This is a genomic window from Pontibacter roseus DSM 17521 (genome assembly GCF_000373265.1).
GTDB classification, from domain to species: Bacteria; Bacteroidota; Bacteroidia; order Cytophagales; family Hymenobacteraceae; genus Pontibacter; species Pontibacter roseus.
Window position 1 is genome coordinate 155,222 of the sequence record NZ_KB890768.1, and the last position, 23,241, is coordinate 178,462.

General features: G+C 53.2%; 20 protein-coding genes. 11 read left to right on the plus strand and 9 right to left on the minus strand.

What is annotated here, in order from left to right; translation table 11 throughout:
* Nucleotides 1–89 precede the first annotated feature (89 nt).
* The gene (locus B051_RS0118855) at nt 90–899 is read left to right on the plus strand and encodes a helical backbone metal receptor (RefSeq protein WP_026236527.1); all 810 of its coding nucleotides are present in this window, start codon (nt 90–92) and stop codon (nt 897–899) included.
* 3 nt (nt 900–902) lie between these two features.
* Here B051_RS0118855 and B051_RS0118860 read toward each other — a convergent pair whose 3' ends face one another.
* The 4 genes from B051_RS0118860 to B051_RS0118875 all read right to left on the minus strand — a co-directional run bounded on the left by B051_RS0118860 (nt 903) and on the right by B051_RS0118875 (nt 4,895).
* Nucleotides 903–1,424, minus strand: coding sequence for a hypothetical protein (locus tag B051_RS0118860; protein WP_018479787.1), 522 nt, complete (start codon nt 1,422–1,424; stop codon nt 903–905).
* A complete protein-coding gene (locus B051_RS0118865; RefSeq protein ID WP_211214357.1) occupies nt 1,399–2,658 on the minus strand; it encodes a 3-phosphoshikimate 1-carboxyvinyltransferase in 1,260 nt (419 codons plus the stop codon). The genes B051_RS0118860 and B051_RS0118865 overlap by 26 nt, the downstream gene beginning before the upstream one ends.
* Nucleotides 2,655–3,692, minus strand: coding sequence for a 3-dehydroquinate synthase (gene aroB, locus B051_RS0118870; protein WP_018479789.1), 1,038 nt, complete (start codon nt 3,690–3,692; stop codon nt 2,655–2,657). The genes B051_RS0118865 and aroB overlap by 4 nt, the downstream gene beginning before the upstream one ends.
* Nucleotides 3,693–3,764: 72 nt before the next feature.
* Nucleotides 3,765–4,895: a bifunctional 3-deoxy-7-phosphoheptulonate synthase/chorismate mutase type II gene (locus B051_RS0118875; RefSeq protein WP_018479790.1), complete on the minus strand. Its 1,131-nt coding sequence runs from the start codon at nt 4,893–4,895 to the stop codon at nt 3,765–3,767.
* A gap of 172 nt (nt 4,896–5,067) precedes the next feature.
* On the opposite strand from B051_RS0118875, the gene B051_RS0118880 reads away from it, so the two are divergent.
* Nucleotides 5,068–6,255: a proline dehydrogenase family protein gene (locus B051_RS0118880; RefSeq protein ID WP_018479791.1), complete on the plus strand. Its 1,188-nt coding sequence runs from the start codon at nt 5,068–5,070 to the stop codon at nt 6,253–6,255.
* A gap of 139 nt (nt 6,256–6,394) precedes the next feature.
* Here the strand turns inward: B051_RS0118880 and B051_RS21650 are convergent, their stop codons facing one another.
* Nucleotides 6,395–6,595 carry a hypothetical protein gene (locus tag B051_RS21650; protein ID WP_018479792.1) on the minus strand — a complete coding sequence of 67 codons (201 nt, stop codon included), beginning with the start codon at nt 6,593–6,595 and terminating at the stop codon, nt 6,395–6,397.
* A 144-nt stretch (nt 6,596–6,739) separates the two neighbouring features.
* Between B051_RS21650 and B051_RS0118890 the strand changes: the two genes are divergently transcribed.
* The 6 genes from B051_RS0118890 to B051_RS0118915 all read left to right on the plus strand — a co-directional run bounded on the left by B051_RS0118890 (nt 6,740) and on the right by B051_RS0118915 (nt 11,493).
* On the plus strand, nt 6,740–7,312 hold the full coding sequence (locus B051_RS0118890) for an RNA polymerase sigma factor (protein ID WP_018479793.1): 573 nt from the start codon (nt 6,740–6,742) through the stop codon (nt 7,310–7,312).
* Nucleotides 7,313–7,363: 51 nt separating this feature from the next.
* Nucleotides 7,364–8,467 (plus strand): S1 family peptidase, encoded by a 1,104-nt coding sequence (locus B051_RS0118895; RefSeq protein WP_018479794.1) that lies wholly within the window; start codon nt 7,364–7,366, stop codon nt 8,465–8,467.
* Between the two features lie 165 nt (nt 8,468–8,632).
* Entirely contained in the window at nt 8,633–9,304 is a 672-nt protein-coding gene (locus tag B051_RS0118900; protein WP_245539664.1) for a fasciclin domain-containing protein, read from the plus strand.
* Nucleotides 9,305–9,575: 271 nt separating this feature from the next.
* The gene (locus B051_RS0118905) at nt 9,576–10,112 is read left to right on the plus strand and encodes a hypothetical protein (protein ID WP_018479797.1); all 537 of its coding nucleotides are present in this window, start codon (nt 9,576–9,578) and stop codon (nt 10,110–10,112) included.
* Between the two features lie 302 nt (nt 10,113–10,414).
* A complete protein-coding gene (locus B051_RS0118910; RefSeq protein ID WP_018479798.1) occupies nt 10,415–10,831 on the plus strand; it encodes a response regulator in 417 nt (138 codons plus the stop codon).
* 65 nt (nt 10,832–10,896) lie between these two features.
* Nucleotides 10,897–11,493, plus strand: coding sequence for a DUF4142 domain-containing protein (locus tag B051_RS0118915; protein WP_018479799.1), 597 nt, complete (start codon nt 10,897–10,899; stop codon nt 11,491–11,493).
* Between the two features lie 53 nt (nt 11,494–11,546).
* Here B051_RS0118915 and B051_RS0118920 read toward each other — a convergent pair whose 3' ends face one another.
* Nucleotides 11,547–12,107, minus strand: a complete 561-nt coding sequence (locus B051_RS0118920; protein WP_018479800.1) for an arylesterase — start codon at nt 12,105–12,107, stop codon at nt 11,547–11,549.
* Nucleotides 12,108–12,439: 332 nt separating this feature from the next.
* Here B051_RS0118920 and B051_RS0118925 point away from each other — a divergent pair, with 332 nt between their 5' ends.
* Both B051_RS0118925 and ggt read left to right on the plus strand, forming a co-directional pair.
* Nucleotides 12,440–14,542, plus strand: a complete 2,103-nt coding sequence (locus tag B051_RS0118925; RefSeq protein WP_018479801.1) for a carboxy terminal-processing peptidase — start codon at nt 12,440–12,442, stop codon at nt 14,540–14,542.
* A 90-nt stretch (nt 14,543–14,632) separates the two neighbouring features.
* Nucleotides 14,633–16,372 carry a gamma-glutamyltransferase gene (gene ggt / locus B051_RS0118935; protein ID WP_033317062.1) on the plus strand — a complete coding sequence of 580 codons (1,740 nt, stop codon included), beginning with the start codon at nt 14,633–14,635 and terminating at the stop codon, nt 16,370–16,372.
* A 163-nt stretch (nt 16,373–16,535) separates the two neighbouring features.
* Here the strand turns inward: ggt and B051_RS0118940 are convergent, their stop codons facing one another.
* The 3 genes from B051_RS0118940 to B051_RS0118950 all read right to left on the minus strand — a co-directional run bounded on the left by B051_RS0118940 (nt 16,536) and on the right by B051_RS0118950 (nt 21,856).
* Complete coding sequence (locus tag B051_RS0118940) at nt 16,536–16,928, minus strand: hypothetical protein (protein ID WP_018479804.1); 393 nt, start codon at nt 16,926–16,928, stop codon at nt 16,536–16,538.
* 155 nt (nt 16,929–17,083) lie between these two features.
* Entirely contained in the window at nt 17,084–20,494 is a 3,411-nt protein-coding gene (locus B051_RS0118945; protein WP_018479805.1) for a T9SS-dependent choice-of-anchor J family protein, read from the minus strand.
* A 204-nt stretch (nt 20,495–20,698) separates the two neighbouring features.
* Complete coding sequence (locus tag B051_RS0118950) at nt 20,699–21,856, minus strand: trans-sulfuration enzyme family protein (protein WP_018479806.1); 1,158 nt, start codon at nt 21,854–21,856, stop codon at nt 20,699–20,701.
* A gap of 265 nt (nt 21,857–22,121) precedes the next feature.
* Here B051_RS0118950 and B051_RS0118955 point away from each other — a divergent pair, with 265 nt between their 5' ends.
* On the plus strand, nt 22,122–23,150 hold the full coding sequence (locus B051_RS0118955; RefSeq protein WP_051080688.1) for a hypothetical protein: 1,029 nt from the start codon (nt 22,122–22,124) through the stop codon (nt 23,148–23,150).
* Nucleotides 23,151–23,241 lie beyond the last annotated feature (91 nt).

A 23,241-nucleotide genomic window follows, 5' to 3' on the forward strand; every position in this document is an offset into this window, starting at 1 on the left:
TCACTTTTAGCCAATGTGAAGCCTCACAGCGTCTTCTGGACCTGTGAGGTTTTTCTTTTTTGCCCCCTCGCAAATCCCTACATTTGAACATGCGCTTTCCCTATACCTTTACCGATCAGATGGGTCACCAAATCACACTGCCGCACCTGCCAAGGCGCATCGTGTCGCTGGTGCCTTCGCAAACGGAGCTTCTCTTCGAGCTTGGTTTGGGTGAACGTGTAGTAGGGCTCACGAAGTTCTGTATACATCCGCAGCAGCAGGTAAAGCTAAAAGAGGTGGTAGGCGGCACCAAGAACTTCAAGTTGGATGTGATAGACCAACTGCTGCCTGACCTGATTATAGGCAATAAGGAAGAGAACTATCAGGAAGGTATAGCCCGGCTGCAGGAGAAGTATCCCGTCTGGATGAGTGACATCTATACCTTGGAAGATGCGTTGGGGATGATTCTTCAAATCGGGCAGCTGACGGACACAGAACAGAGGGCGCAGGAACTGGCCCAAGGTATAGCAGCAGGCTTCGAGAAGCTGCAACCTCTACAGACCGCTATACCTACGGCCTATTTCATCTGGCGCAAGCCGTACATGGCGGTGGGCAGCCACAACATCATTGACCACATGCTGCAGCGCTGCGGCTTTGCCAACGTGTTCGCTGATACGGCGCGTTATCCGGAGGTGGCCCCGGAGCAGTTGCAGCAAATTACCCCACAGCTTATCCTGCTTTCTTCAGAGCCCTACCCCTTCCAGGAAAAACATTTCGTCGAGTTTCAGGCACTATGCCCGCAGGCTATCATCAAGGTAGTGGATGGAGAGATGTTCAGTTGGTACGGCAGCAGGTTGCTACTGGCGCCGGCATACCTGCAACAGTTGGTAAATGAGGTAAGGCAGGAATTCAATGTATAGGAATTAGGCAAGTAGCTTCTCCAGCAGTTTAGCGGCTCTATCAGCCACCCTCTTGTAATAATCCGCATCCTGCTGAATCTGTCCCTGGCTCTTGTGCAGCAGCTCGCGCCGGTTCATCGGGTCATCCAGCCCGGCTAGCTTGATGACTTTCACCAGCCGTTCAGGTTCCACCGTTGCCTCTTCGTGTGCCTGCTCGAGCCGTTCCACCAGGCGCTGCCGGAAATCCTTCTTCTCTATCGCTTCTTCGTCTAAAAGGCGCAGGATAGCTGCCACGGCCTCATCCTCAAAAACCGATGTCAAGGCCAATTCAATCAACTCTTTTGTGGGTGGGGCTGGTAACCGCATGAGCGTTAAGTAACCTCCGCCCTGCGTGGCCGCGGTGGCATAGTACTTCAACCAGAAAGAGCCATTGGTTGTGTCTTGATAGACTGATGCGAAGCCACCTGCAGCGGTCTCTTTCAGCTCCATCTGCTTCAGCAGAATCTCAATTAAATCTGCGTCACCGAACAGGCGCCTTTTCCCCATACTGTTGTTCTTTATAGCTCAACTCGAAGCCTACTCTTGCCAAATCCTCCCAAAAGCGCGGGTATGATTTTCGTACCACCTCCGGCTCCTGAATCTCGATGGGCTCCAGGAGGGCCAGCGGGGCAAAGGCCATGGCCATGCGGTGGTCTTGGTAGGTCCTGAAAACAAACCTCCGGTTTTTGATGATTGAAGGCTTCATCTGGAAAACGCCTGGGGCGTATTCCTCTAAAGAGGCGCCCAATGTGAGCACCTCAATCTGCAGCGCCTGTATGCGGTCGGTTTCTTTGATGCGCAGGCTCTCTACACCCGTCATTTCCAGGTTTATCCCCAAGGCGGCACATACGGCCACTACTGTCTGGGCCAAGTCCGGGTAGTTACTGAAGTCGCAGGAAATGCGCTTCTCACTGTGTTTTTTGGTGAGCCGCACCCCTTCCTGCGAAAACGCTGTGTGCACTCCTAGCCGCCTCATGATGTCCACGATGGCGCGGTCGCCTTGCAAAGATTTCTCCTTGAGCCCGGGCAACAGGATATCAGCTTCTTTGGCCATCGCCACCAGGCTATACCAGTAGCTCGCTGCTGACCAGTCCGGCTCTACCTCGAAGCTAGCCGGCTTGTAGGATTGGTGCGGCACGGTGATGGTGTTCCCTCCAAATTCCGCACTGACTCCGAAGTGGCGCATCAGCGAGAGCGTCATCTCGATGTAAGGTCGGGAGCCGATTTTCCCTTCCAGTTCTAGCACCAGCCCCTCCGGCAGCAGGGGCGCCACCATCAGCAGCGCCGAAATATACTGGCTGCTGATGTCGCTGCGGACTTTGAGCCTGTTGTTTCCGTTGCCTTCGAAACCGGTTATTTTCAGGGGAGGATATCCCTCTTCTCCCAGGTAGGCTATACCTGCTCCCAGTTCCCGTAGCGCCTCCACCAGCACCTGTATGGGTCGTTGGCACATGCGTTCGGTTCCGGTGAGCGTCTTCTGCTGCCCCGTTATGGCATAGTAAGCCGTCAGAAACCGCATGACGGTTCCTGCATCTTCGGCATCAATCGTTTCGTCCGTGCTTTGCAGCAGGCGCTGCAGCAATTGGGTATCGTTGGCCTCGGATACGTTGTGCAGCTCCGACTCCTGACCCGAAAGGGCAGCGATAATCAGGGCGCGGTTCGACTCGCTCTTAGAAGCTGGCAGCTGTATGGTTCCCTTCAAAACTCCCGAAGGATGGGTGAGCGTAACAGTTTTAATCATAGTAGTTGGTAATAGCGCAACGATGCCTGAATTTCGGACAGGGTAACGGGTTGGTCGTAGACGGCCTTTCCTATACCTTGCAATAAGGTGCAGTTGATGGTGGAACCGGTGTTCTTTTTGTCCTGCAACGCCAGCTGGGATATGGCCTTGATGTCTTCCTCGGTGAGTTTCACCTTATCGTACACCGATACCAGGAAGGTCTCAATACGCTCCAGTTCCTGCTGGCTCAGCAGTTCCTTTTTCACCGACAGGAAAGCCTCACACAGCATTCCCACCGCGATGGCCTCGCCATGCAGCAGCTCCCGGCCGGGTTGCTCCAGCAGGAAGCTCTCCACGGCATGCCCTACGGTATGCCCGAAGTTCAGCACCTTCCGGTAGCCGCCTTCCAGCGGATCAGCCTCCACCACACCCGATTTTATACCTACGGAGTGCCGGATAAGTTCTTCCCAATCTTCCGTAAACAAACCGACATGCCGCTGCTCCTGGAAAGCCTCCCTGTCCGCAATCAGCCAGTGCTTGATGATTTCGGCATAACCCGACTTAATCTGGCGTTGGGGCAAGGTGCTCAGAAAGTCCGGGTTAATAATAACAGCACGAGGCTCGCGGTATACCCCAATGTGGTTTTTGAGGCCATGGAAATCGATGCCTGTCTTGCCGCCCACACTGGCATCTACCTGCGCCAGCAGCGTGGTGGGCACCTGCACGAAGAACATACCCCGCTTGAAAACGGCCGCACAGAAGCCACCCATGTCGCCAATCACGCCACCGCCCAGGTTCACCAGCACCGACCAACGGTCTAGGTTCAGTTCCGTCATGCGCTGCCAGATGTGCTCACAGGTATGGAGGGTCTTGTTCTCCTCGCCACTCGGCACCTGGATGATGTCGTGCTCAGGCAGGTATGGCTTCAGCAATGCATAGCAGTCGCGCAGGGTGTTTTCGTCCACCAGCACGGCCACTTTGGTGAAGGCCAGGTTCTGCAGCACTTCCGTCAGTTGTGGCAGGGCCTTTTTCCCGATATAGATGTTATCTGTCACGTGTCTTTTAAGGTATAGCGTAAACTCCAGGGCCTGTACAAACCAGAGGCAGGCACCTGAGCTGAGTGATTCTTACGTAGAAGCAGGCTTAGCGCCATCGGGCTGAACCTCTGGGGCCTCAGCCTGCAGGATGGCTGTTTGCTTGCGGATGGACTCTACATGTATGAGTTGGTACAGTTCTTCCACGAAAGCCGGGTTGATGCCGGCCTCGGCGGCCCAGTCGGCGCGGGTCCTAAAAATCTCTTTCCAGCGCTCCAGCTGCAGCACCTGCACGTTGTTCTGTTTCTTATATTCTCCAATCTGCTCCACCAGCGCCATGCGCCGGGCCAGCGCGCCAATCAAATCGTGGTCAGCGGCATCAATCTTCAGGCGCAGCTCCTCTGCCCTGTTCACCAGTTCGGCATCGTCGTAGTTGGTTTTGCGGACCTGCAGTTTACCCAGGATGTCGGCTAGCGCTGCTGGCGTTACCTGCTGCTCAGCATCGCTCAGCGCCTGGTCGGGGTTCGGGTGCGTCTCAATCATCACGCCGTCATAGCCTAAATCCAGCGCGCGCTGCGACAGCGGGTGTATCAGGGGGCGGCTTCCGCCAATGTGGCTCGGGTCCACAATGATGGGCAGGTTCTGGAAACGGGCTTTCAGCTCAATGGGAATCTGCCATACCGGCGCGTTGCGGTACTTAGAAGGCTGGTAAGAAGAGAATCCTCTGTGGATGGCGGCCAAATCTGTTATACCTGCGTTGTAGATGCGCTCAATCGCTCCAATCCAAAGTGCCAAGTCTGGGTTGACTGGATTTTTCACCATCACCGGTACCTGAACGCCGGTCAAAGCATCGGCTATCTCCTGCACGGCAAAAGGGTTCACGGTGGTGCGGGCGCCAATCCACAGCACATCCATCCCCTGCTTCAGCGCCTCTTCCACATGGCGGCCCGTGGCCACCTCCGTCGTCACACGCATACCTAGTTCTCGCTTTACGCGGCCTAGCCAGGCGAGTCCCTGCAACCCCACTCCCTCAAAGGTGTTGGGTCGGGAGCGCGGCTTCCAGATGCCGGCCCGGAACAGGTGCACTCCTAGTTGCTGGAGCGCCTCCGCCGTCTGCATCACCTGCTGCTCGCTCTCGGCGCTGCACGGCCCGGCTATCACCAGCGGCCTGCCCCGCTCCGCCAGCAGGTCTGCGAAATAAGTATCTTTATTCTTGAAAATCATGTGTGTCGAATCTCCCTGCAAAGGTACGACAATTAGAACAATATGGCAGGCACAGAGGTTTGATGCCAGAGCCCCAACCAGACCAAAGTACAAAAATATGCGGCAAGGAGGGGCTGCTATGGTGTATAAATTGGCTGATGCACTATCTTTGCACCGTCTAATACTCAATTACATGAACCCGGTTACCAACGTTTCCTTCGACGACACCGCCGTCGCTTTTTCATCCAAATCAGACGCTGAACTGTACAAAATGTACCTGCTGTTCAAGTCCATGAACAGCAACACGTTCGTGAAAGTGGGTGGAAGTCTGCTTAATCTGGCCCTCAACCTGCACCTGCCGGTGAAGTTCATCATCAAGCCAACCATCTTCAACCACTTCTGCGGAGGCGAGACGATAGAAGAATCAGAGCGCGCTATACAGGAGCTGGCCCGATATAACATCGGCACCATTCTGGACTACTCCGTGGAGGGCGAAGGCGATGAGAAAAGCTTCAACGCCACCCGCGACGAACTGCTCCGTACCGTGGAGAAGGCCAAAGGCAATCCAAACATCCCCTTCTCGGTGTTCAAAGTGACAGGCCTCATAGACATCAAGCTGCTGGAGAAGGTGCAGGCGCGGCAGGAGCTCACAGCCGATGAGCGCGCCGCCTTCGAGCGTGGCCGCGAGCGCGTGAATGCCATCTGCCAGCGCTGCTTCCAGGCTAACGTGCGCGTGTTCGTGGATGCCGAGGAAAGCTGGATACAGGAGACGATTGATAACCTGACTTACGAGATGATGGAGCTCTACAACCGGGAGAAGGCCATTGTCTACAACACATACCAGTTATACCGCCACGACCGCCTCGAGGTCATCAAGCGCGATTACGAGCAGGCGGTGGAGCGCGGCTATTTTGTAGGTGCCAAGCTGGTGCGTGGCGCCTACATGGAGAAAGAGCGCAGACGCGCGCAGGAAGACGGTTACCAGGACCCCATCAACCCAAACAAAAAAGCTTCTGATGCGCTGTTTGACGAGGCAGTGCGTTACTGTGTGGAGCACCTGGACCGCATCGCCCTCTGTGCCGGCACGCACAACGAGAACAGTTCTTACCTGCTCATGGAGCTGATGGAAGAGAAAGGCATCGCGCCTAACGACGAGCGTATCTTCTTTGCACAGCTGTATGGCATGAGCGATAACCTGTCCTACAACCTGGCCAAGGCGGGTTATAACGTGGCCAAGTACGTGCCCTATGGTCCGGTGGAGGCCGTAATGCCTTACCTGCTGCGCCGCGCCAACGAGAACACGGCCATAGCCGGGCAGAGCAGCCGTGAGTTCGGCCTGATTCGAAAAGAGATGGAGCGCCGCAAGAAGGCCAAGCGCTAGGCTATACCTGTCACCGCGGTAAACCTGCCGTGGCTATACCTGTGACTAGCCTGAAATAAAAATAAGCAGGCCCTGCATTGCTGCAGGGCCTGCTTATGTGTTTAGAACTATAAGGTATGAACCGTAGTTCCGTTATTGATTACTGTACAGTTACAGTAGTGTCAGTCTCAACTGTAGTCTCAACAGTAGTGTCAGCTTCAACTTCTTCAGTAACAACTTCTTCTTCAGTAGTTACTTCAGTTTCTACAGCTTCAGTTTCAGTTGCAGTTTCTTCAGTGTTGCAAGCTGTGAAAGCTACCAGGGCGAACGCTACGAAAGCGAATTTGAACAGATTTTTCATTTTGTGTTTGTGATTAAGTGTTTTGGTTTCGAATTTGAACTTGATACCAGAACAGAGCCTAGGTAACCCGGCTCTTTTTATTTTTTTTAAATTATTTTTCGATGGGTTACAAAAAGCGGCCGGAAGTATTAAAAGTAGAGCGGAATGAAGAAGAGTTTGTATGAGACGGATGAGGCGATAATAGAGGGCATCAGGCAGGATGACGACAGGGCGCTTGCCTACCTGTATAAGCTTCACTTCCCCATGATATCTCACTTCATTATCAGCAACAGTGGAACTGATGATGAGGCCAAGGACATTTACCAGGAAGGCGTCATCGTTTTCTATGAGAAGATAAAGGGCAACAGCCTCGAACTCAGCTGCCAAATCAAAACGTACATTTACTCGGTGTGCAGGAGGCTTTGGCTGAAGCGGCTAGCCGAGAAAGGGCGCTACGCCAACAGAATTGATGACTCGGACAGCTACCTTACTTTGGAAGACGAGGTGCCTGTGCACGAGGAGAACGAAAAGCAGTTTGGGGTAATGGCCGAGTCGCTGTCCCAGTTGGGGGAACCCTGCCGCACCCTGTTAGAGGACTTCTACATCCGCCTGCAAAGCATGCAGGATATCACGGAGAAGTTTGGCTACACCAACACCGACACAGCCAAAAACCAGAAGTACAAGTGCCTGCAGCGCCTCAAGAAACTGTTTTTCACGGCTTATAAACCACAGGTATAGGCCACCCGCTATTGGATTTACCACCTTGCAGAAGGTATAGTTTTTAGGAAAATGTTTGACTACCGCATTTACGAGCAAATAGAGCGCTACCTCAACAAGAGCATGCCCGCTGAAGAGCAGGCGGCTTTTGAAGCTCTCCTGCGCACCGACCTCCGGCTGGCTGACAAGGTGCAGGAGCACAAGCAGCTCCTGCAGGCCATGCAGCACTACGGCCAGCGCCAGAGCCTCCGCCAGAAGCTCAACAGCATACACCACGACATGGAGGCAGCACAGCAACCAACCGTGGCCACAGAAGAGGTTCCCGTTTGGAAAGTCTTCTGGAAGAAACACGCACAGACCATGGCCGTGGCAGCCAGCGTGTCCCTACTCTCTGTGTTTGGTACGCTTTGGAGCGTGCAGCAGCTGAAAGCACCAGTGCGGCAGCAGACGGCTAGGTACATCGAGCTTCGCCGCGAAGTAGAGAAAATCAAGAAGGAGCAGCGCGCCCTCATCAACGGCATAGCCAGCAACGAGACGGTAGCTCCGGCTCCCCGCTCGGCCCGCTTCAGCGGAACCGGCTTCGCCATCAGCCCCGACGGATACGTGGTGACGAGCTCGCACGTAATCGCCAAAGCCGACTCCATCCTCATCGAGAACAAGGCTGGACTCAGGTACAAGGTGACAGAGGTATACCGCAACACAGAATATGACCTGACCATCCTGAAAGTGGAGGACCCTACTTTCGGAGGATTCGGTAAGCTGCCCTATACCTTCAAAACAGCCTCTTCTGATTTGGGAGAACGTGTGTATACCCTGGGCTTCCCGCGCGAGGACATCGTCTTTGGGGAAGGCTCGCTGAGTTCCGCCACAGGCTTTGAGGGCGATACCACGTCCTATCAGATTTCCATTCCGCTTAACCCGGGCAACAGCGGTGGTCCGCTGCTAGATGACAAGGGCAACGTGATTGGGGTAATCAATGGCAAGCAGGCTGGACAGGAAGGTGCCGCCTTTGCTGTGAAGTCGTCTTACCTGCTGCAGATGGTGACCGAGATGCAGCAGAGCACAGCGACTGCACCCGTCTCTATACCTGCTAACAATACCTTGCTAGGCAGCTCCAGAACACAGCAACTCAAGAAACTACAGGATTACGTTTTCGTTGTAAAAGTTTATAATTAAATAATATCCTATTGCTTTATTGCAATAATTTTAGGGATTATCCGGTGCAAAGCCATGGATAATCCCTTTTTTATTTAACATTTTAGGAAAGAAGCAGTTAAATAAGAAGGGTGTTGGTTCCGGTAACTGATGCGCCTTTTTTTGACTAACATAAATATGAAAACTATGAAACTGAGAATGTTAAAACCATTTGTTGCCGTGCTTGCTGCAGGATTCATGTATGGATGCGCCAGTACAGGCGAGACGACAGACACAACTGCCGCAGACGACACCAGCACGATGAGCGAAACGCAGACGATGGCTGGTGACGATATGGCCACAGATACTGCTTCCACGACAGACGTGACGACCAACACAGACGCAATGAGTACGGAGGTCACAAGTGATATGGAGACGAGCTCTATGTCCATCCTCGATGCCGCAGCCACCAGAAGTGAGATTTCCACCTTTCTGGAGCTGATTGAGACCGCCAAAGTGGCTAAGGCTCTGCAGGGACAGGGTGAGTTCACCATCTTTGCCCCTACCAACGAGGCTTTCGAAAACCTGCCAGCGGGCCAACTCGACTATCTGAAAAAGCCTGAGAATAGAAATGAACTTCTGAAGGTCTTGCAAGCGCACATGATTGCCACCAAGGTGACCACCGCGCAGCTTCAGAACAACCAGCGCATACAGGTAGGCGAAAATGACTACATCGATGTGAGCGTAGGCGACAGCATGAACAACGTGACTATAGGCGGCGCCAGCGTTGTAGAGGCCGATATTGAAGCTGCTAACGGTGTCATCCATATTGTGGACAAGGTGCTTGTTACCGCTGACCGTGTACAAGACCAAAAATAATACAACTCATTTAATTTAGAAAAAGCCCCCTGATACAAGGGGGCTTTTTTTGTGCCGGGTAAGTATGAGGAGCCTCATTCTAGAGCGAATCACCCCCACCTTCATGGCTTGGGAATACTTTCAGTCAAGAGCAGGCATAACCTGGCAATACCAGATTGGCCTGTCAGAGGATATGGAAATCATTCGTAACTATAGCCTTATGGATTCGTTATAATAGACTAGTCTTAAAAAAGACACATTTGAACCATCAAACATAAACTTAAATAAAGCTATGAACACAACAGATAAGACCAACATGATGACAGCCATGTTCAGAGACAGAGACAGTGCTGAACGCGCTTATGAAGAACTACGTGCCAGAGGATATGACAAAGATGATATCAATGTAGTGATGTCAGATGAGGGCCGCAAGCGTCACTTCTCAAATGAAGTGAACAAAGAAGGCGACACGGAACTCGGCAACAAATCATTGGAAGGTGCAGGCGCTGGTTCTGCCATTGGTGGTACCTTGGGTGCCATTGTAGGTGCCATAGCGGCTATCGGTACGTCAGTAGCGATTCCGGGCCTTGGTCTGGTAGTGGCAGGTCCGTTGGCGGCTGGTCTGGCGGGTGCCGGTGCTGGTGGTCTGACAGGCGGCCTGATTGGCGCACTGGTAGGTGCCGGTATACCTGAAGAACGCGCCAAAGTATACGAAGAAGGCGTGAAGGAAGGTAATATCGTACTAGGCTTCAATCCTCGTACTCCGGAAGATGCCCGCTACTTTGAGCAGCACTTCCAGAAAAACCGCGGAGAGCATATCTATTACTAGACCGTAGTAAATATTAGATAATACAAAGGCTTGGCTTGTCCTGACGGAGGAGTCGAGCCTTTGTTCTTTCACCCCCTCCCTCCGCTCTTAACCGACCTAGCTGCAACATGCTGAGTATTACCACCAAAGCAGGTCTTCTATATTCTTGCCGCCTCCCTTTCCTCCTATACCTGCAGCACAACCCTAATATCCTAAAGTATAATCATTTATTTTATTATTTTAATTTTACCATTAAAAAGAGTAATTAAAAGGTAAAACCTTCCTAAATTGCCTGAAATTTCATCAGCTTAAAGGAGGGTAGGATGCACAAGCTCAATCACATTCTGATTGTAGACGACGACGAGATAAACAATGTATTCACGCAAATCATACTGGAGGATGCCGATATCAGCCACCGCACCTCGGTATGCCAAAGTGTACCCGAAGCATTCGATTTTCTGCGCAATTCGGAGCAGCACCAAGAGCCATCTTTCCCTGACCTGATTCTGCTTGACCTTACCATGCCCTACCATGACGGGTTCACTTTTCTGGAGTACTACTACCAGGCAGGTTTTCAGGAGACACAGGACGCAGTCATCATCATCCTATCATCCTCAGAAGAGGAAGAACTGAAAAAACGAGCCCTCAGCTACTGTGTTGTACAGGGCTTTCTGCAGAAGCCGCTGTCGCTGGTTATGTTACAGAACCTGCTCTCCACCACTGCCAAAGTACAGGGGTAGCAAACAATTCGCATCAGTTTCGTATGCTTTAGGAAACTATCACGCTAACTCTAAAGCATAAAACTATGAAGAACCTATGGATGGCAGCGGGCCTTATTTTCGGAGCCGTTGCCTTTATATCCTGTGACTCCGGCTCACAGGAACAGACCACGACCACTGCTACGGATACAGAGCAGACCGTCGAGACAGAGACGACCTCCGCAGACACGACGGCCTTCAGCGAGGACATACGTGAGTTTATGGGCTATGCCTTCACGAACTCTGCCCTGCAGATGGAACTCGGCAAGCTGGCAGTTGAGAAAGGCGGCGCCACGCAGGTAAGGGAGTATGGCCAGAAAATGGTGGACCTTTACGGCGAAAGGCAAAAGGAGTTAAAGGAAATTGCCGGGCAGGATTCGGCCATGCTGACTGCAAACATGACCGAGGACCAGATGGGAAAGGTGCAGGAACTGCGCGACAAAGACTCCAAAGAGTTTGACAAAGCCTACTGGGACACCGTCGTGGAGGCTCACAAAGAGGCTCTGGGAGAGTTCGATGACAAAGTGAAGGACTTTAAAGAGACAGACAACGCCCCATTTAACCTTTGGGCTAGAAACAGCGCGAAAGAAGTGCGCGCCCACATGGAAGAGGCCATGGAGCGCCGGCAGGACCAGAAGAACTAGCCATACCGCACGCAGCACGAAAGGCGAAGCACTTGAGTTTCGCCTTTCGTTTTTTAAGCATCTTTCTTCAATAGCCCTTCCAGCACCGCCCAGGTATGGCGTGCCAGCAGTTTTTGCCCTTCCGCATTGGGATGCACGCCATCCGGCAGGTTGAGGTGGCGCATGCCGGCCACCCCTTCCAGCAGGAAAGGCACGAAAGAGACGTTGTTCTTGATGGCCAGTTCCCGGAACAGCACCCGAAACTCAGCCGCATAACGTCCCGGTACGATGTCTGGAATCTCCATACCGGATAGGATTATCTGCGCCTCAGGGCTTTTGTGCTTCACTTTGTCAATCATCTGCTGCAGGTTCTGGGATGTTTCGCGGGCAGGTATGCCACGCAGGCCATCGTTAGCCCCTAGAGCCAGCACAAAAATATCCACCGGCTTGCCTAGCCACCTGTCCAGCCGGTACAGGCCACTGGCTGTGGTGTCGCCGCTTATACCGGCGTTGATGACGGTATAGTCGTAGCCGTCCTCCTTCAGCTTCGCTTGTATGAGCGATGGATAAGCTTGGGAGGCTGGCAACCCATACCCTGCCGTCAGACTGTCTCCAAAAAATAGTATTGTCTTCATAGCCTCTCCTATTGTCTATTTACTCAGGTTTACATTACAGAACCCAGCCCCCTGGACCGCTCGCTAGCTATGCGCGCGCGCAAGTGGCACGACCGCTATACCCAAGTTTTATTCTCCATCGGAAACGAAAAAAAATGTAGAACAGTTATAATAAACAGTGGGCGTGCGCGTAAACATCTTACCGCCCTTGCCTGTAGCTATACTGCCTGCTGCATCCTTTGTGATAGAGTATTATTTATACTACATTAGGAGTCGCAGCCAAAGAAGCCGCTGCCATACCATCTGCGGCATTACTTTTGCGTATAGCTTTGTAGTCCAACTAACCTAATTAGATGCTATCCTTGACAACCAGATTAAAAATATTCCTCTCTGTGCTGGCCGTGATATTGCTCACGGGCTCCTTCATACTCTACAGTAAGAACAGCGTACCTGAGGGGAAAAACGAGATACTGATAAAGGCCTTGATGCAAGGCCTTAGCTCAGCCCATTATAGCCCTGAGAAAGTAGACGACAACTTCTCCAAGAAAGCGTTCGGCCTATACCTGGACCGCCTGGACTTCAACAAGAAGTTCCTGCTGGAGTCTGACGTGGCCATGCTGCGTAAGTATGAAACCCAACTGGACGACCAGCTGCGCCAGGGCTCCTTCGAGTTCTTCGACATATCGGCTGACCTGATTGAGAAGCGCACCAAAGAGTCTGCGGCTTTCTACAAAGAGATTCTGGCCAAACCATTCGACTTCACCAAAGACGAAACGATAGAGCTGGACGGGGAGAAACTGAAGTTCGCCAAAGACAAGGCAGAACTGAAGGAAGCCTGGAGAAAGCAGCTAAAGTACCAGACCCTGGTGCGACTGGCTGACATGCAACAGCAGCAGGCAAAAGCCAAAGGCGAAAACAAAGAGCAGAAGACACCAGAACAACTGGAGGCGGAGGCCAGAGAAAAGGTGCTGACTGCTTACAATGAACTGTACAAGCGGCTGGACCAGGTGACGCGCGACGACCGCCGTGCTACCTACATCAACGCAGTGGCCAATGTATATGACCCGCATACCGGTTACTTCCCTCCAAAGGCCAAGTCCGATTTTGACATTGAGTTCACAGGTCGCCTGGAAGGTATAGGCGCCTCACTTCAAGAGAAAGACGGTCAGATAAAGGTAGTGGAAATTGTGCCGGGTAGCCCGTCGTACCTGCAAGGTGATTTGAAGCCAGGTGATGCCATCCAAAAAGTGGCACAGGCCAACGGTGACCCCGTGCTGGTAGAAGGCATGCGCCTCGACGACGCCATCCAACTGATTCGTGGCAAGAAAGGAACTGAGGTCCGCCTGACGGTGAGAAAGCCAGATGGTAGCACCCGCATCATACCCATCATCCGTGACGTGATTGTGTTTGAGGAGACGTACGCACAGTCCGCCATGATTGACGACAACAAGAAAATAGGCTACATCAAGCTGCCTGGCTTCTACGCTGACTTTGAGCGCAAGGGTGGCCGTAACAGCGGCGCCGATGTGAAGGCCGAAATAGAGAAGCTGAAGAAAGCAGGTATGGAAGGCCTGATTCTGGACCTCCGCAATAACGGGGGTGGCTCTTTGGCTGATGCCGTGGAGATGGCCGGCCTGTTCATTGAGCAGGGGCCGATTGTGCAAATAAGGGCAGCTTCTGGCAAAACAGTGGTGCTCGATGACCGAGACGCCGCGGTGCAATATGGTGGCCCGCTCGTAGTCATGGTGAATGCCAACAGCGCGTCTGCCTCTGAGATTCTGGCCGCTGCCATGCAGGATTACAAACGTGCCGTGATTGTGGGTAGCCCTACCTTCGGCAAAGGAACGGTACAGCAGTTTTTTGAGTTGGACGAGGCGTTGCCATCGCAGTTCGACCCTTACAAGCCCTTCGGAGCCCTGAAGCTGACTATCCAGAAGTTCTACCGCATCAATGGCGGCACTACGCAGCTGCGTGGCGTAAAGCCGGATGTGGAGTTGCCTGACATGTACAGCTTCCTGGAGTTTGGCGAGAAAGAGCAGGAGTATCCGCTTCCGTTCGATGAGATAGCCCCTGCCCGCTACAAGCCGTGGACACAGAGCAAACTCAACATACCATCCATCCAGGCGAACAGCCGTAGTCGCATGGCCAGCAACGAGAGCTTCAAACTGATTCAGCAGAGCGGACAGCGTCTGAAAAAGCAGTCAGACATCACCACTCGCTCCCTGAGCCTGCAGAAGTACATGGAGGAAGAGAAGAAGAGTGAGGCCGCCAGCAAACAGTTGGAGGAAGCCCAGAAGAGCGTGCCGACCCTCAATGTGTCGAGAATGAAGATGGACCTGCAGGCCATTGCCGGAGACACCGCCAAGCTTGCTCGTAACAAGGACTTCATCAAGAACCTGCAGAAAGACATTTATGTAGAGGAGGCGGTAGCCATCATCAAGAGCGATATCAAATAGGCTAACCACAGCCTGACTAGGAAAGCCGGTTATGTTTATAACCGGCTTTTTTTTATTTTGCACATCATCCTTCCACTAAAAACGCTGATTATGAGACTAACCATACACGCCTATAAACCCAAAGCTAGGCTCCATACCTTCACCTGTTTCGCTGCCATACTTCTTACCGTCTCGGGCTGTGCCACCGGTTCCAGAACCGGCACGGAGGCTGCAAATCGGGGTGTGGTTGCTGATAAAGCCATGGTGGTATCCGCCCATCCTGACGCATCTAAAATTGGATTGGAGATACTCCGCAAGGGGGGCAACGCCTACGATGCGGCCATCGCTACGCAGTTTGCCCTGGCCGTGTGCTATCCGGTGGCTGGCAACATCGGGGGCGGTGGCTTTCTGGTGTACCGCCACCACACCGGTGAGACCGGCGCCCTCGATTTCCGGGAGAAAGCCCCCGCCGCCGCGTCACGTGATATGTATCTGGACTCTCTAGGAAATGTGGTACCGAACCTGAGTCTACTGGGCCACTTGGCCGCCGGCGTGCCTGGCTCCGTGGATGGCATGGTGAAGCTTCATGAGAAACTGGGTACGCTTCCCTTTGCAGAACTGGTGCAACCCGCTATTGACCTGGCCCGCCAGGGCGTGGTGCTGACACCGCGGGAGGCACGCATGCTCAACAATGCCAAGGAGGAGATGGTGGCCTATAACAAGCACCTCCCCTACCTGGTGCGCCAGCAAACCTGGCAGGCAGGGGACACGCTCTACCACCTAGACCTGGCCCGAACGCTCGAGCGCATCCGCGACAAGGGACGGGCTGGCTTCTATACCGGCGAGACAGCCGATTTGATTGTAAAGGAAATGCAGCGCGGCGGCGGCCTTATCTCGCATCAGGACCTGCAGGAGTACAACGCTGTGTGGCGTACACCTATAACAGGTCAGTACAAAGATTTCAAGCTCACTTCTATGTCACCGCCATCCAGCGGAGGTATAGCTTTGTTGCAGCTTCTCACCATGGTGGAACCATACGACCTGAAGGAAACAGGCTGGCAACAACCACAGACTATCCAAATCATGACGGAGGCCGAGCGCCGGGTATACGCTGACCGGGCCACCTACCTGGGCGACCCAGACTTCTACGACGTGCCGGTGAGCGGCCTGCTGGACCGGACTTACCTTAAAAACCGGATGGATGATGTCAACCTTGCGCAGGCTACGCCATCGTCTGCCGTGAAGGCCGGAGAACTGCCCATTTACGAGTCTGACCAGACCACGCACTTCAGCATTGTAGACCAGTTCGGCAACGCCGCCTCTATCACTACCACCATCAACGGCGGCTATGGCTCTATGGTGGTCGTGGAAGGTGCCGGCTTCCTGCTGAACAATGAGATGGATGACTTCAGCGCCAAGCCAGGCGTACCCAACATGTTTGGCTTGGTAGGCGGTGAGGCGAACTCCGTGCAGCCCGGAAAGCGCATGCTCAGTGCCATGACGCCCACCATTGTAGAGAAAGACGGGAAACTCTTCATGGTGGTGGGAACGCCAGGAGGCTCTACCATCATCACCTCCGTTTTTCAGACCATCCTGAATGTGGTGGAACACGGCATGACCATGCAGGAAGCCGTAGCCGCTCCCCGCTTTCATCACCAGTGGCTGCCCGATGAGATTCAGCATGAGCCGGACGCTATCTCGCCTGAGGTAAGAGCGACACTTGAAAGCAAAGGGTATAAACTGAAGCAAAGAGGCAAGTATGGCGCCGTGGAAGGCATTCTGGTACTTCCCAACGGCAAACTCGAAGGAGGCGCAGACCCGCGCGGTGATGACATGGCAGTGGGTTTCTAACCAGGTATAGCCTAACAGACAGAGCCCGTAGGTATAGCACCTGCGGGCTCTGTCTGTTTCAGTGAATTGTTGTCAAGCAATTCCCTCCTGCCTCTCTATGGAGAGCACATTATATGTTCTGACTGCAACTCCAATTTTACTTCTCAGGAAAAACTACTTTAAATCACCTGTTTTTCTCTCGCCTTTTATCGATAAAACCGGCAATGTAAGTAGCCATGGCGGCTATACCTGTCGTGCTCATCAGTCCGAACATCAGCTTTCGGCGGTTTAGGGTTTCACTGTCAAACTTGGCTTCTGTCTCTGTGTCGGGTATGGCGGCTTGTAGAAACATGCGCGAAGTCTGCGCCAGCAGCAGCCCCGTTACGCCAACTGCTACGTGCGCCAGCTTCTGGTTGCCTTTCTCGATGCCCTTGCTCATCAACAGCAGGGAGCCTCCGGCCAACGCCGGTATAAGGGCTGTGGTGGGTCGCTTCTCGTTGAGCAGGTAACTGGCTAGCCCCGCCCCTATCAGCGTTGCCCCGTGCACATTGTTTATAATCTGTGGTTTGTCTTTCATAGTCGTTTGGCTTGTTTTCTATAGGCTTACTGTTTGCCACCGGCTCAGGTTATACCTGCCCAACACTTCTTCCAGGCTTTGCCGCTATACCTGACAACAAAAAAGCGGCCTTCTACTTTGTAGAAGGCCGCTCCCATTATGTCATTTCTGACTGCTTAGTTTCGAACGAGCTTGGTCTGGTATAGCTTGCCTGCTACCTGCACCTGCACCTGCACATAGTACATGCCGTTGCGCAGGTCGGCCACCTTCGCGTTCAGCTGCTGCTGCACGCTGTCTAGGTTGCCGCTCAGTTCGTAGAGCATCACACCGTTTGCGTTACGCAACACCAGCGTCATCTCCTCCATCACCGATACCTCTTCCGGCAACGAGATGTTCACAACAGCTCCCTGCGTCGGGTTAGGGTACAGACGGAAGGCTAAGTCCTGGCCATTGGCTATACCTGCCGGGAAGTCGTTGTCGCGGATGGCGAGCGTGAAGCTGCGGGCCGCGGCAGCCATAGCTAAATCAGTGGTCACGTTGTTGATGTAGAAGGTCATCTGCTCCGTCGGCTCTACCAGCTGGTCGTCCAGCAGGCTCACGTCAAAAGAAGTGGATGTGGCGTTGGCCGGAACGGTTACCGCAATCACGTTGTTCGCGGCAGCCGGAGCAATAGTATAGTCTGCGGCTGAAGCAGTGGCACCATCCTTCACCGTCAGGTATACCGTGTGCTCCTTCGGCTGTGCGGTTGACAGTGTCAGGTTCACGGCAAAAGGCGCGTTGCCTTCTGTCTTGGTCACGGTGGCCTCTGCGAAGCTAACCGCAGGCGTAGCGCTGAAGCTGAAGCGGGCCGATACCGGCACGTGGTCAGACGTGGTGTTTCTGTAGTTTGGAATCAGACTGAGCAGCTGGTTCTCGATTGAAACAGATTCCTCAATGTACTCATCCACCAAAGACTTCGACACGATGATGTGGTCCAGGAAGCTTTGGAATGAACCACTCGCGTAGGTATAGCCACCTGCCACGCTCAAGTCGTAGGTCAAGGCTTTGTAATTTGCATCCTGCACAAATGGGTTCAGGGAAGAAGGCAGGTCGTTTACTACCGATACGTCCACATCTTCGTTCATGTCGCCCAGCATCACCAAGTTTACGTTCGGGTACTGTGCCGCAAGGCTGTCCTTCAGCACCTGCACGTCGTACTTGCGCTGGTTGTATGGCGTCACGTTGGTACCGGAGTTGGCTCTGGTGTGGAGATTCACCACATAGATGTGCTGGGTTACTCCGTTTACGGTGGCTTCTAGTTCCACCATCAGGGGTAGGCGGCCGCTTGCCCAAAAACTCGTCTGCGCAGCAGGATAGTTTGGCAATGTAGCTGTACCGGCAATCACGTCCTGATACAGCTTGTTGAGCAGTACTTTCTGGCTCTTCACTTTTACCACGTCCTTCTTATAGGCAACATAAAGCTTTTGAGGCACCAGGTTGCGGCTTGGGTCCCAGGAGTACGAATGCACATCAGAGCGAACGAAGTCATAGGCTGGCAACTCAGCCATCAGGCTGGCCATGGCGGCATCATTCGCAATCTCCTGGAAGGCAACGATGTCAGCGTCCAGTGTCTGCAGTGCCTTTTTGGCGTTAGCAAACTGTAGTTCCTCGTTATCCGGACCCAGTTCTGCGCCTCTGTCGTCTTTGTCAGCGCCAAACCACTCCAGGTTCCAGGATACGATGTCTAGGGTGCTGCTCTTCGGCAGAGAAGTGCCGGTCAGGCTTCCTTTCACCACAGCGAAATCGCCGCTTGTGTACGTCAGTTGGCCAGTAGAACGCAGCTTAGTGCTGCCTGGCTTATAGCGTACGTATACCTGGTTTGAGGCACTCGCTTCAGCAGCAGTATAAACGAGTGAAGAAGCATAAGTCTGTCCGTTTTTGGAAAGCTCGAAATCGGTTCCTACTGACAGCGTCATATCTTCTGGGTAGCCCAGCGCAGAGAAATTGAAGGTATACGGAGCAGAGGCATTTGGCACTTCCACCAATCCGAAGTCAACGCTGAATTCATTGGTAACCAACAGTTGGTCCACGTTCTCCACAGCGAAATCGTCCAGGGTCCAGCGGGCGGCATTCAGGTCAACGCCAGAGGTATAGACGAATGCCACATGCACAGCAGCACCTTTGTAAGCAGTGAGGTTCACAATCGACTGCTTCCACACGTCAGAAGCGGCAGCCGGAAAATCGCCATTGAGTTCTGTCCAGGTGGCAGTGGCAGGTGCGCTGCTGCCATCGTAGTTAGTCGATACCATCAGTTTCAGACCAGGACCTGTAAAGGCGGTACGGCTCCAGAAAGAAAGGGCGGCAATGTTGAAATCAGACAAATCCAGTGCAGGGGAAATCATCCAGTCTTCGTTGTCTTGGGCGCCGCCGGCATAGCCGTTAATTTGAACACCGTTGTTACGTGGGTTTTCAGCAGTCTCTCTTCCGAAAGTCGTACAGCCCCATACCTGGTCGCCAGTTACGCTATAGGCTTTCCAGCCGCCTGGCAGTGTGGTAGAGCAGTTGTTAAAGTCCTGAGCAAATGGGCTAACTGCATTGGCTGTCAGCTCAGTTACGACAGTAGCTATACCTTGGCCACTATGTGAAATCGAGCCAGACAAAGCGCCTGCTGTAGTTGGCGACACCTGCACAAACACAGTAGGGTTGGCGGCCATCTCCTCAGCTGAGAAGGAAAGGCTGGTAGCGAAACCAGTTGTCTCCAGCTTTGAAACTTGGAAGCCTCCTGTGGCGGTCAACTGCACGTTGCCCGTGATGTTGGCGCTTGTCAGGGTATAGGAAGAAACGTTGGCTTGGTTCAACACCACATCGCCAAAGGCAAGCGTAGCAGGAGCCAACACAATAGGGTTCTTGCTGTCGCTCAGGCTGGTCACCTCAATGTTGTCCACGGCAAAGCTCGGTCTGGAACCGCCGCCGCTGATTTGGCGTGAAGCCCAGCGTAACTGCACCACTTCCTGGTTTTCAGCCGCCTCTGGCAGGGTTACGGTAAAAGATTCTACCTTCTGAGGCTCTGTATTACCACTGGTAGCCCACTTCTCCGTGTTGTTCTGGTATCCTGTGCCTTCAATGTTGATGAAATCGCCGCTTGTTCCAACGCGGTACTGCAGCACGATCTCGTTGATACGGGTGTTGCTTCCGCCGTCATACGGGTTGCGCAGCGTCATCATATCAAAAGCCACATTGACAGCAGTCTTCTGCAAGGTAGTGATGGCAAAGGTTATGCTTAGGTCCACAGAACCGCTGTTCAGCAAACCTATCTTGCCATTGTAGTTGTGAATCGCACCATTGGTCGTGGTGGATGTGCTGCTAGCCAACATGGCTCTGTCGGCAGTAGCCGGAGTCGTTCTAAAGTTCGCTCCAGGACTAGTAGACAGCAACCAGCCTTGCCACCCGTCGGGGTATGCTGTAGAGGCATGCTCCAGGCTGGAGAAGTCCTGCGAGTAAGGCAGCGTTTGTGGCTGCGGATTGGTCTGCGCCAGTGCCTCGTTGCCGGCCATCAGGCCACAACAAACCAGCACAAAGGCAGACACCTTGTGTAAATGTTTAAACATAAGTATAAGGTAGATTTGAGATTGATTTTCCAGAGGAAGGTAAATGCAACGTATTGATGCACATTTGCTTGAGGCTACAGTAAGCGTAGAGTAAAACCATCATACAAATGTAACAATATGGTTTTAATCTAATGTTGCCGAATTATTAAAAATAAATAATTCTTAATATACCTGTGAATCATTCATAAACGAACGGCCTCTGCGTCAGAGCTTGGCCAGGGCTTGCTCTATGTCCTTAATCAAATAGTCAGCATCCTCTAGACCGATGTAAAAGCGCACCAGGTTGAAGTTGAGCGAAGATTTGTAATTGCCGGAGTTGTAGGAAGCCGCCGCCGGGTATATCAGCGACTCGTGCCCGCCCCAGGAGGCCGCCATCAGGAAGTGCTGCAGGCTGTCACAGAAGCGGTCCACTTTGTGAAGATCGTCTGTTTTGAGGGCTATGCTGAACTGCCCGGTGTTGCTGCGCATCTGCCGCAGGGCCAGTTCATGCTGCGGGTGCGACGGCAGGAACGGGTACAGTATCCGCTCCACCTGAGGCTGCTGTTCCAGCCAAGCCACCACTTGGCGGGTGGTTGCCGCTATCCGCTCCATACGCACAGGCAAAGTGCGCAGCCCGCGCAGCAGCAACCAGGCATCGTGCGGCGACAGCACCGCGCCCAGCGTCATGTATTCCCGCTCGAATATCTGGTTGATTACTTCCCGTTTGCCACAGATGACGCCACCCATGGCATCGGAATGGCCGCCAATATACTTGGTGCAGGAGTGCACCACCAGGTCAACACCCAGCTGGATGGGATTTTGGTAGAGGGGCGTGGCAAAACTGTTGTCGATGATGGTACTGCAGTTGTTCTCACGGGCAAGCGCGGTGATGGCGGCAATATCTGTGAGCTCGAAAGTGAAGGAGTTGGGGCTTTCCAGGTATAGCAGGCGCGTGTTGGGCTTGATGGCATTGCGGTAGTTGTCCGGGTCAGTGCCGTCCACCATGGTCACCTCTACTCCGAAGCGCGGCAGGAAGCGCTGCATAAGGGCGTTGGTCCAACTGTAGGGCTTCTTCACGCACACCACATGGTCACCCGCGTTCACCTGCGAGAGCACCGCCGCCGAAACCGCCGCTATACCGCTGCCAAAGGCGATGCCGTGTTCTGCTCCCTCCAGAGCGGCCATCTTTTTCTCCAGCATCGTGACGGTAGGATTGTTGCCTCGGGTATAGAAGTAGGCCTCCGACTCGTTCCGCAGCATCTTCCGCATGTCCTCTACGGTCTTGCAAGCAAAATTGCTCGTTTGCATAATGGGCGGGGCCACGGCTTGGAAGTACAGTTCCCGGTCTTCGCCTAGCTCGTTCAGGATGTAGGATAGGTCCATATGTCGCATTGGTTTACGTACGCTTTTTCACTCTCTTTCCCTGATACGTGTAGTCGCGTCAGAGTGGCAAAACCCCGCAGCTATACCTTGCCTTTAAACCCGCAGCATGTGTTATGAATCAGGATTTTTTAGGATGATTCAAAATACTTTTTCAATCTCAAAGTTAATTTATAACGCATTGATTTGCAGCATGTTAAATGTATTAAAAAACTTAAAAAAGATGCTGTTTTTGCAACTGTTGCGGCTCCTGAGATGTTTTAAAAACATGAAAGAGAGAGAAGAAGAAAATATCATATCGTTGTATCCGGAGGAGCAGAAACAGCTGGACAAAGAGTGGCATAAGTCCATTCCGGCGCAGGTGTTTCTCAACTACTTCTTTGCGATAAACTACCATTTGAACCACTACGAAGGAATGGGTCTGCACCAGTTGGCCTACTTCAGGGAAGTGCCCGATGAGTTGGGTGAGCAGGATGTGGAGGCGGTGAAGCGGCTGCTGCTCAACAGCTGGAGCACGGAGTATGCGCTTCGTGCCACTGCCGAACTGGGTGATGACAGCTACATACGCAATGCCCTCCATTGGACCTTCCCACAGGCTTACTATGCCGTGTTTGCCAGTCTGCAGGCTTTCCTGCACACCCGGCAGGTGAAGACGAACAGTGAGGCCTTGGTGATGCGGGAGGCCGGCAGGCTGGTTGTGAAGAACGCCTACCCGCAGGCTATGAGTTTTTATGCGTCTGGCCACTACGACGATTTCAATGTGAACCGTCTGCCGCTGGCGCACTACAAGCCAGGGCTGCAGATTGCCAACAAAGAACTGGAGGCCCAGGCCCAGATTGGTCAGTTCCTGCGCACGACGCGCCGGATGAAGGCGAAGGCTGTGCGTCAGCAAGTGCAGGCCAACCCAGCTACTGCCATCCGTAGCAGCCGCAATGGTGAGATTCTACAGAAGTTCGGCCCACAGCACTGGCAGCAGCTGACCTGGCGCATTGGCTATACCACATTGTTTGATTTGCTGGCCAGGCTGCGCATCTCCAACTCGCACCGCGAGATTGAGCGTTTCGTGCAGGCTGACATTGATTTTAAGCTATTCCACCAGTCGCTCCTCGAGATTGTGAGCTACCTGAATGGCATCCATGAATGTTATGTGGCACAGGCCATGGGGCTGCAGCGTTACGATGAGTTCGTGGAGCAACTACCTGCCTACCTGCAAGGCTCATTTGTAGAGGCCAGGCTGCAGGACAAGGTGAAGCCACTGCTCCACGACGGCGACAACAGGATGCGTACCGCTGCTTAATCGTAAAAATATCTACTTCATATATCGGTGCCCCTGCAGTGCATAGCCTGCAGGGGCCTTTTGCTTTCAGACTCATCCATGCTTGCTTGGT

Excerpts from the sequence above, each read along its gene's own strand:
- B051_RS0118855 (WP_026236527.1), top strand. The coding sequence starts at position 90 with ATGCGCTTTCCCTATACCTTTACCGATCAGATGGGTCACCAAATCACA.
- B051_RS0118860 (WP_018479787.1), bottom strand. The coding sequence starts at position 1,424 with ATGGGGAAAAGGCGCCTGTTCGGTGACGCAGATTTAATTGAGATTCTG.
- B051_RS0118865 (WP_211214357.1), bottom strand. The coding sequence starts at position 2,658 with ATGATTAAAACTGTTACGCTCACCCATCCTTCGGGAGTTTTGAAGGGA.
- B051_RS0118875 (WP_018479790.1), bottom strand. The coding sequence starts at position 4,895 with ATGATTTTCAAGAATAAAGATACTTATTTCGCAGACCTGCTGGCGGAG.
- B051_RS0118880 (WP_018479791.1), top strand. The coding sequence starts at position 5,068 with ATGAACCCGGTTACCAACGTTTCCTTCGACGACACCGCCGTCGCTTTT.
- B051_RS21650 (WP_018479792.1), bottom strand. The coding sequence starts at position 6,595 with ATGAAAAATCTGTTCAAATTCGCTTTCGTAGCGTTCGCCCTGGTAGCT.
- B051_RS0118890 (WP_018479793.1), top strand. The coding sequence starts at position 6,740 with ATGAAGAAGAGTTTGTATGAGACGGATGAGGCGATAATAGAGGGCATC.
- B051_RS0118895 (WP_018479794.1), top strand. The coding sequence starts at position 7,364 with ATGTTTGACTACCGCATTTACGAGCAAATAGAGCGCTACCTCAACAAG.
- B051_RS0118900 (WP_245539664.1), top strand. The coding sequence starts at position 8,633 with ATGAAACTGAGAATGTTAAAACCATTTGTTGCCGTGCTTGCTGCAGGA.
- B051_RS0118905 (WP_018479797.1), top strand. The coding sequence starts at position 9,576 with ATGAACACAACAGATAAGACCAACATGATGACAGCCATGTTCAGAGAC.
- B051_RS0118910 (WP_018479798.1), top strand. The coding sequence starts at position 10,415 with ATGCACAAGCTCAATCACATTCTGATTGTAGACGACGACGAGATAAAC.
- B051_RS0118915 (WP_018479799.1), top strand. The coding sequence starts at position 10,897 with ATGAAGAACCTATGGATGGCAGCGGGCCTTATTTTCGGAGCCGTTGCC.
- B051_RS0118920 (WP_018479800.1), bottom strand. The coding sequence starts at position 12,107 with ATGAAGACAATACTATTTTTTGGAGACAGTCTGACGGCAGGGTATGGG.
- B051_RS0118925 (WP_018479801.1), top strand. The coding sequence starts at position 12,440 with ATGCTATCCTTGACAACCAGATTAAAAATATTCCTCTCTGTGCTGGCC.
- ggt (WP_033317062.1), top strand. The coding sequence starts at position 14,633 with ATGAGACTAACCATACACGCCTATAAACCCAAAGCTAGGCTCCATACC.
- B051_RS0118940 (WP_018479804.1), bottom strand. The coding sequence starts at position 16,928 with ATGAAAGACAAACCACAGATTATAAACAATGTGCACGGGGCAACGCTG.
- B051_RS0118945 (WP_018479805.1), bottom strand. The coding sequence starts at position 20,494 with ATGTTTAAACATTTACACAAGGTGTCTGCCTTTGTGCTGGTTTGTTGT.
- B051_RS0118950 (WP_018479806.1), bottom strand. The coding sequence starts at position 21,856 with ATGGACCTATCCTACATCCTGAACGAGCTAGGCGAAGACCGGGAACTG.
- B051_RS0118955 (WP_051080688.1), top strand. The coding sequence starts at position 22,122 with ATGAAAGAGAGAGAAGAAGAAAATATCATATCGTTGTATCCGGAGGAG.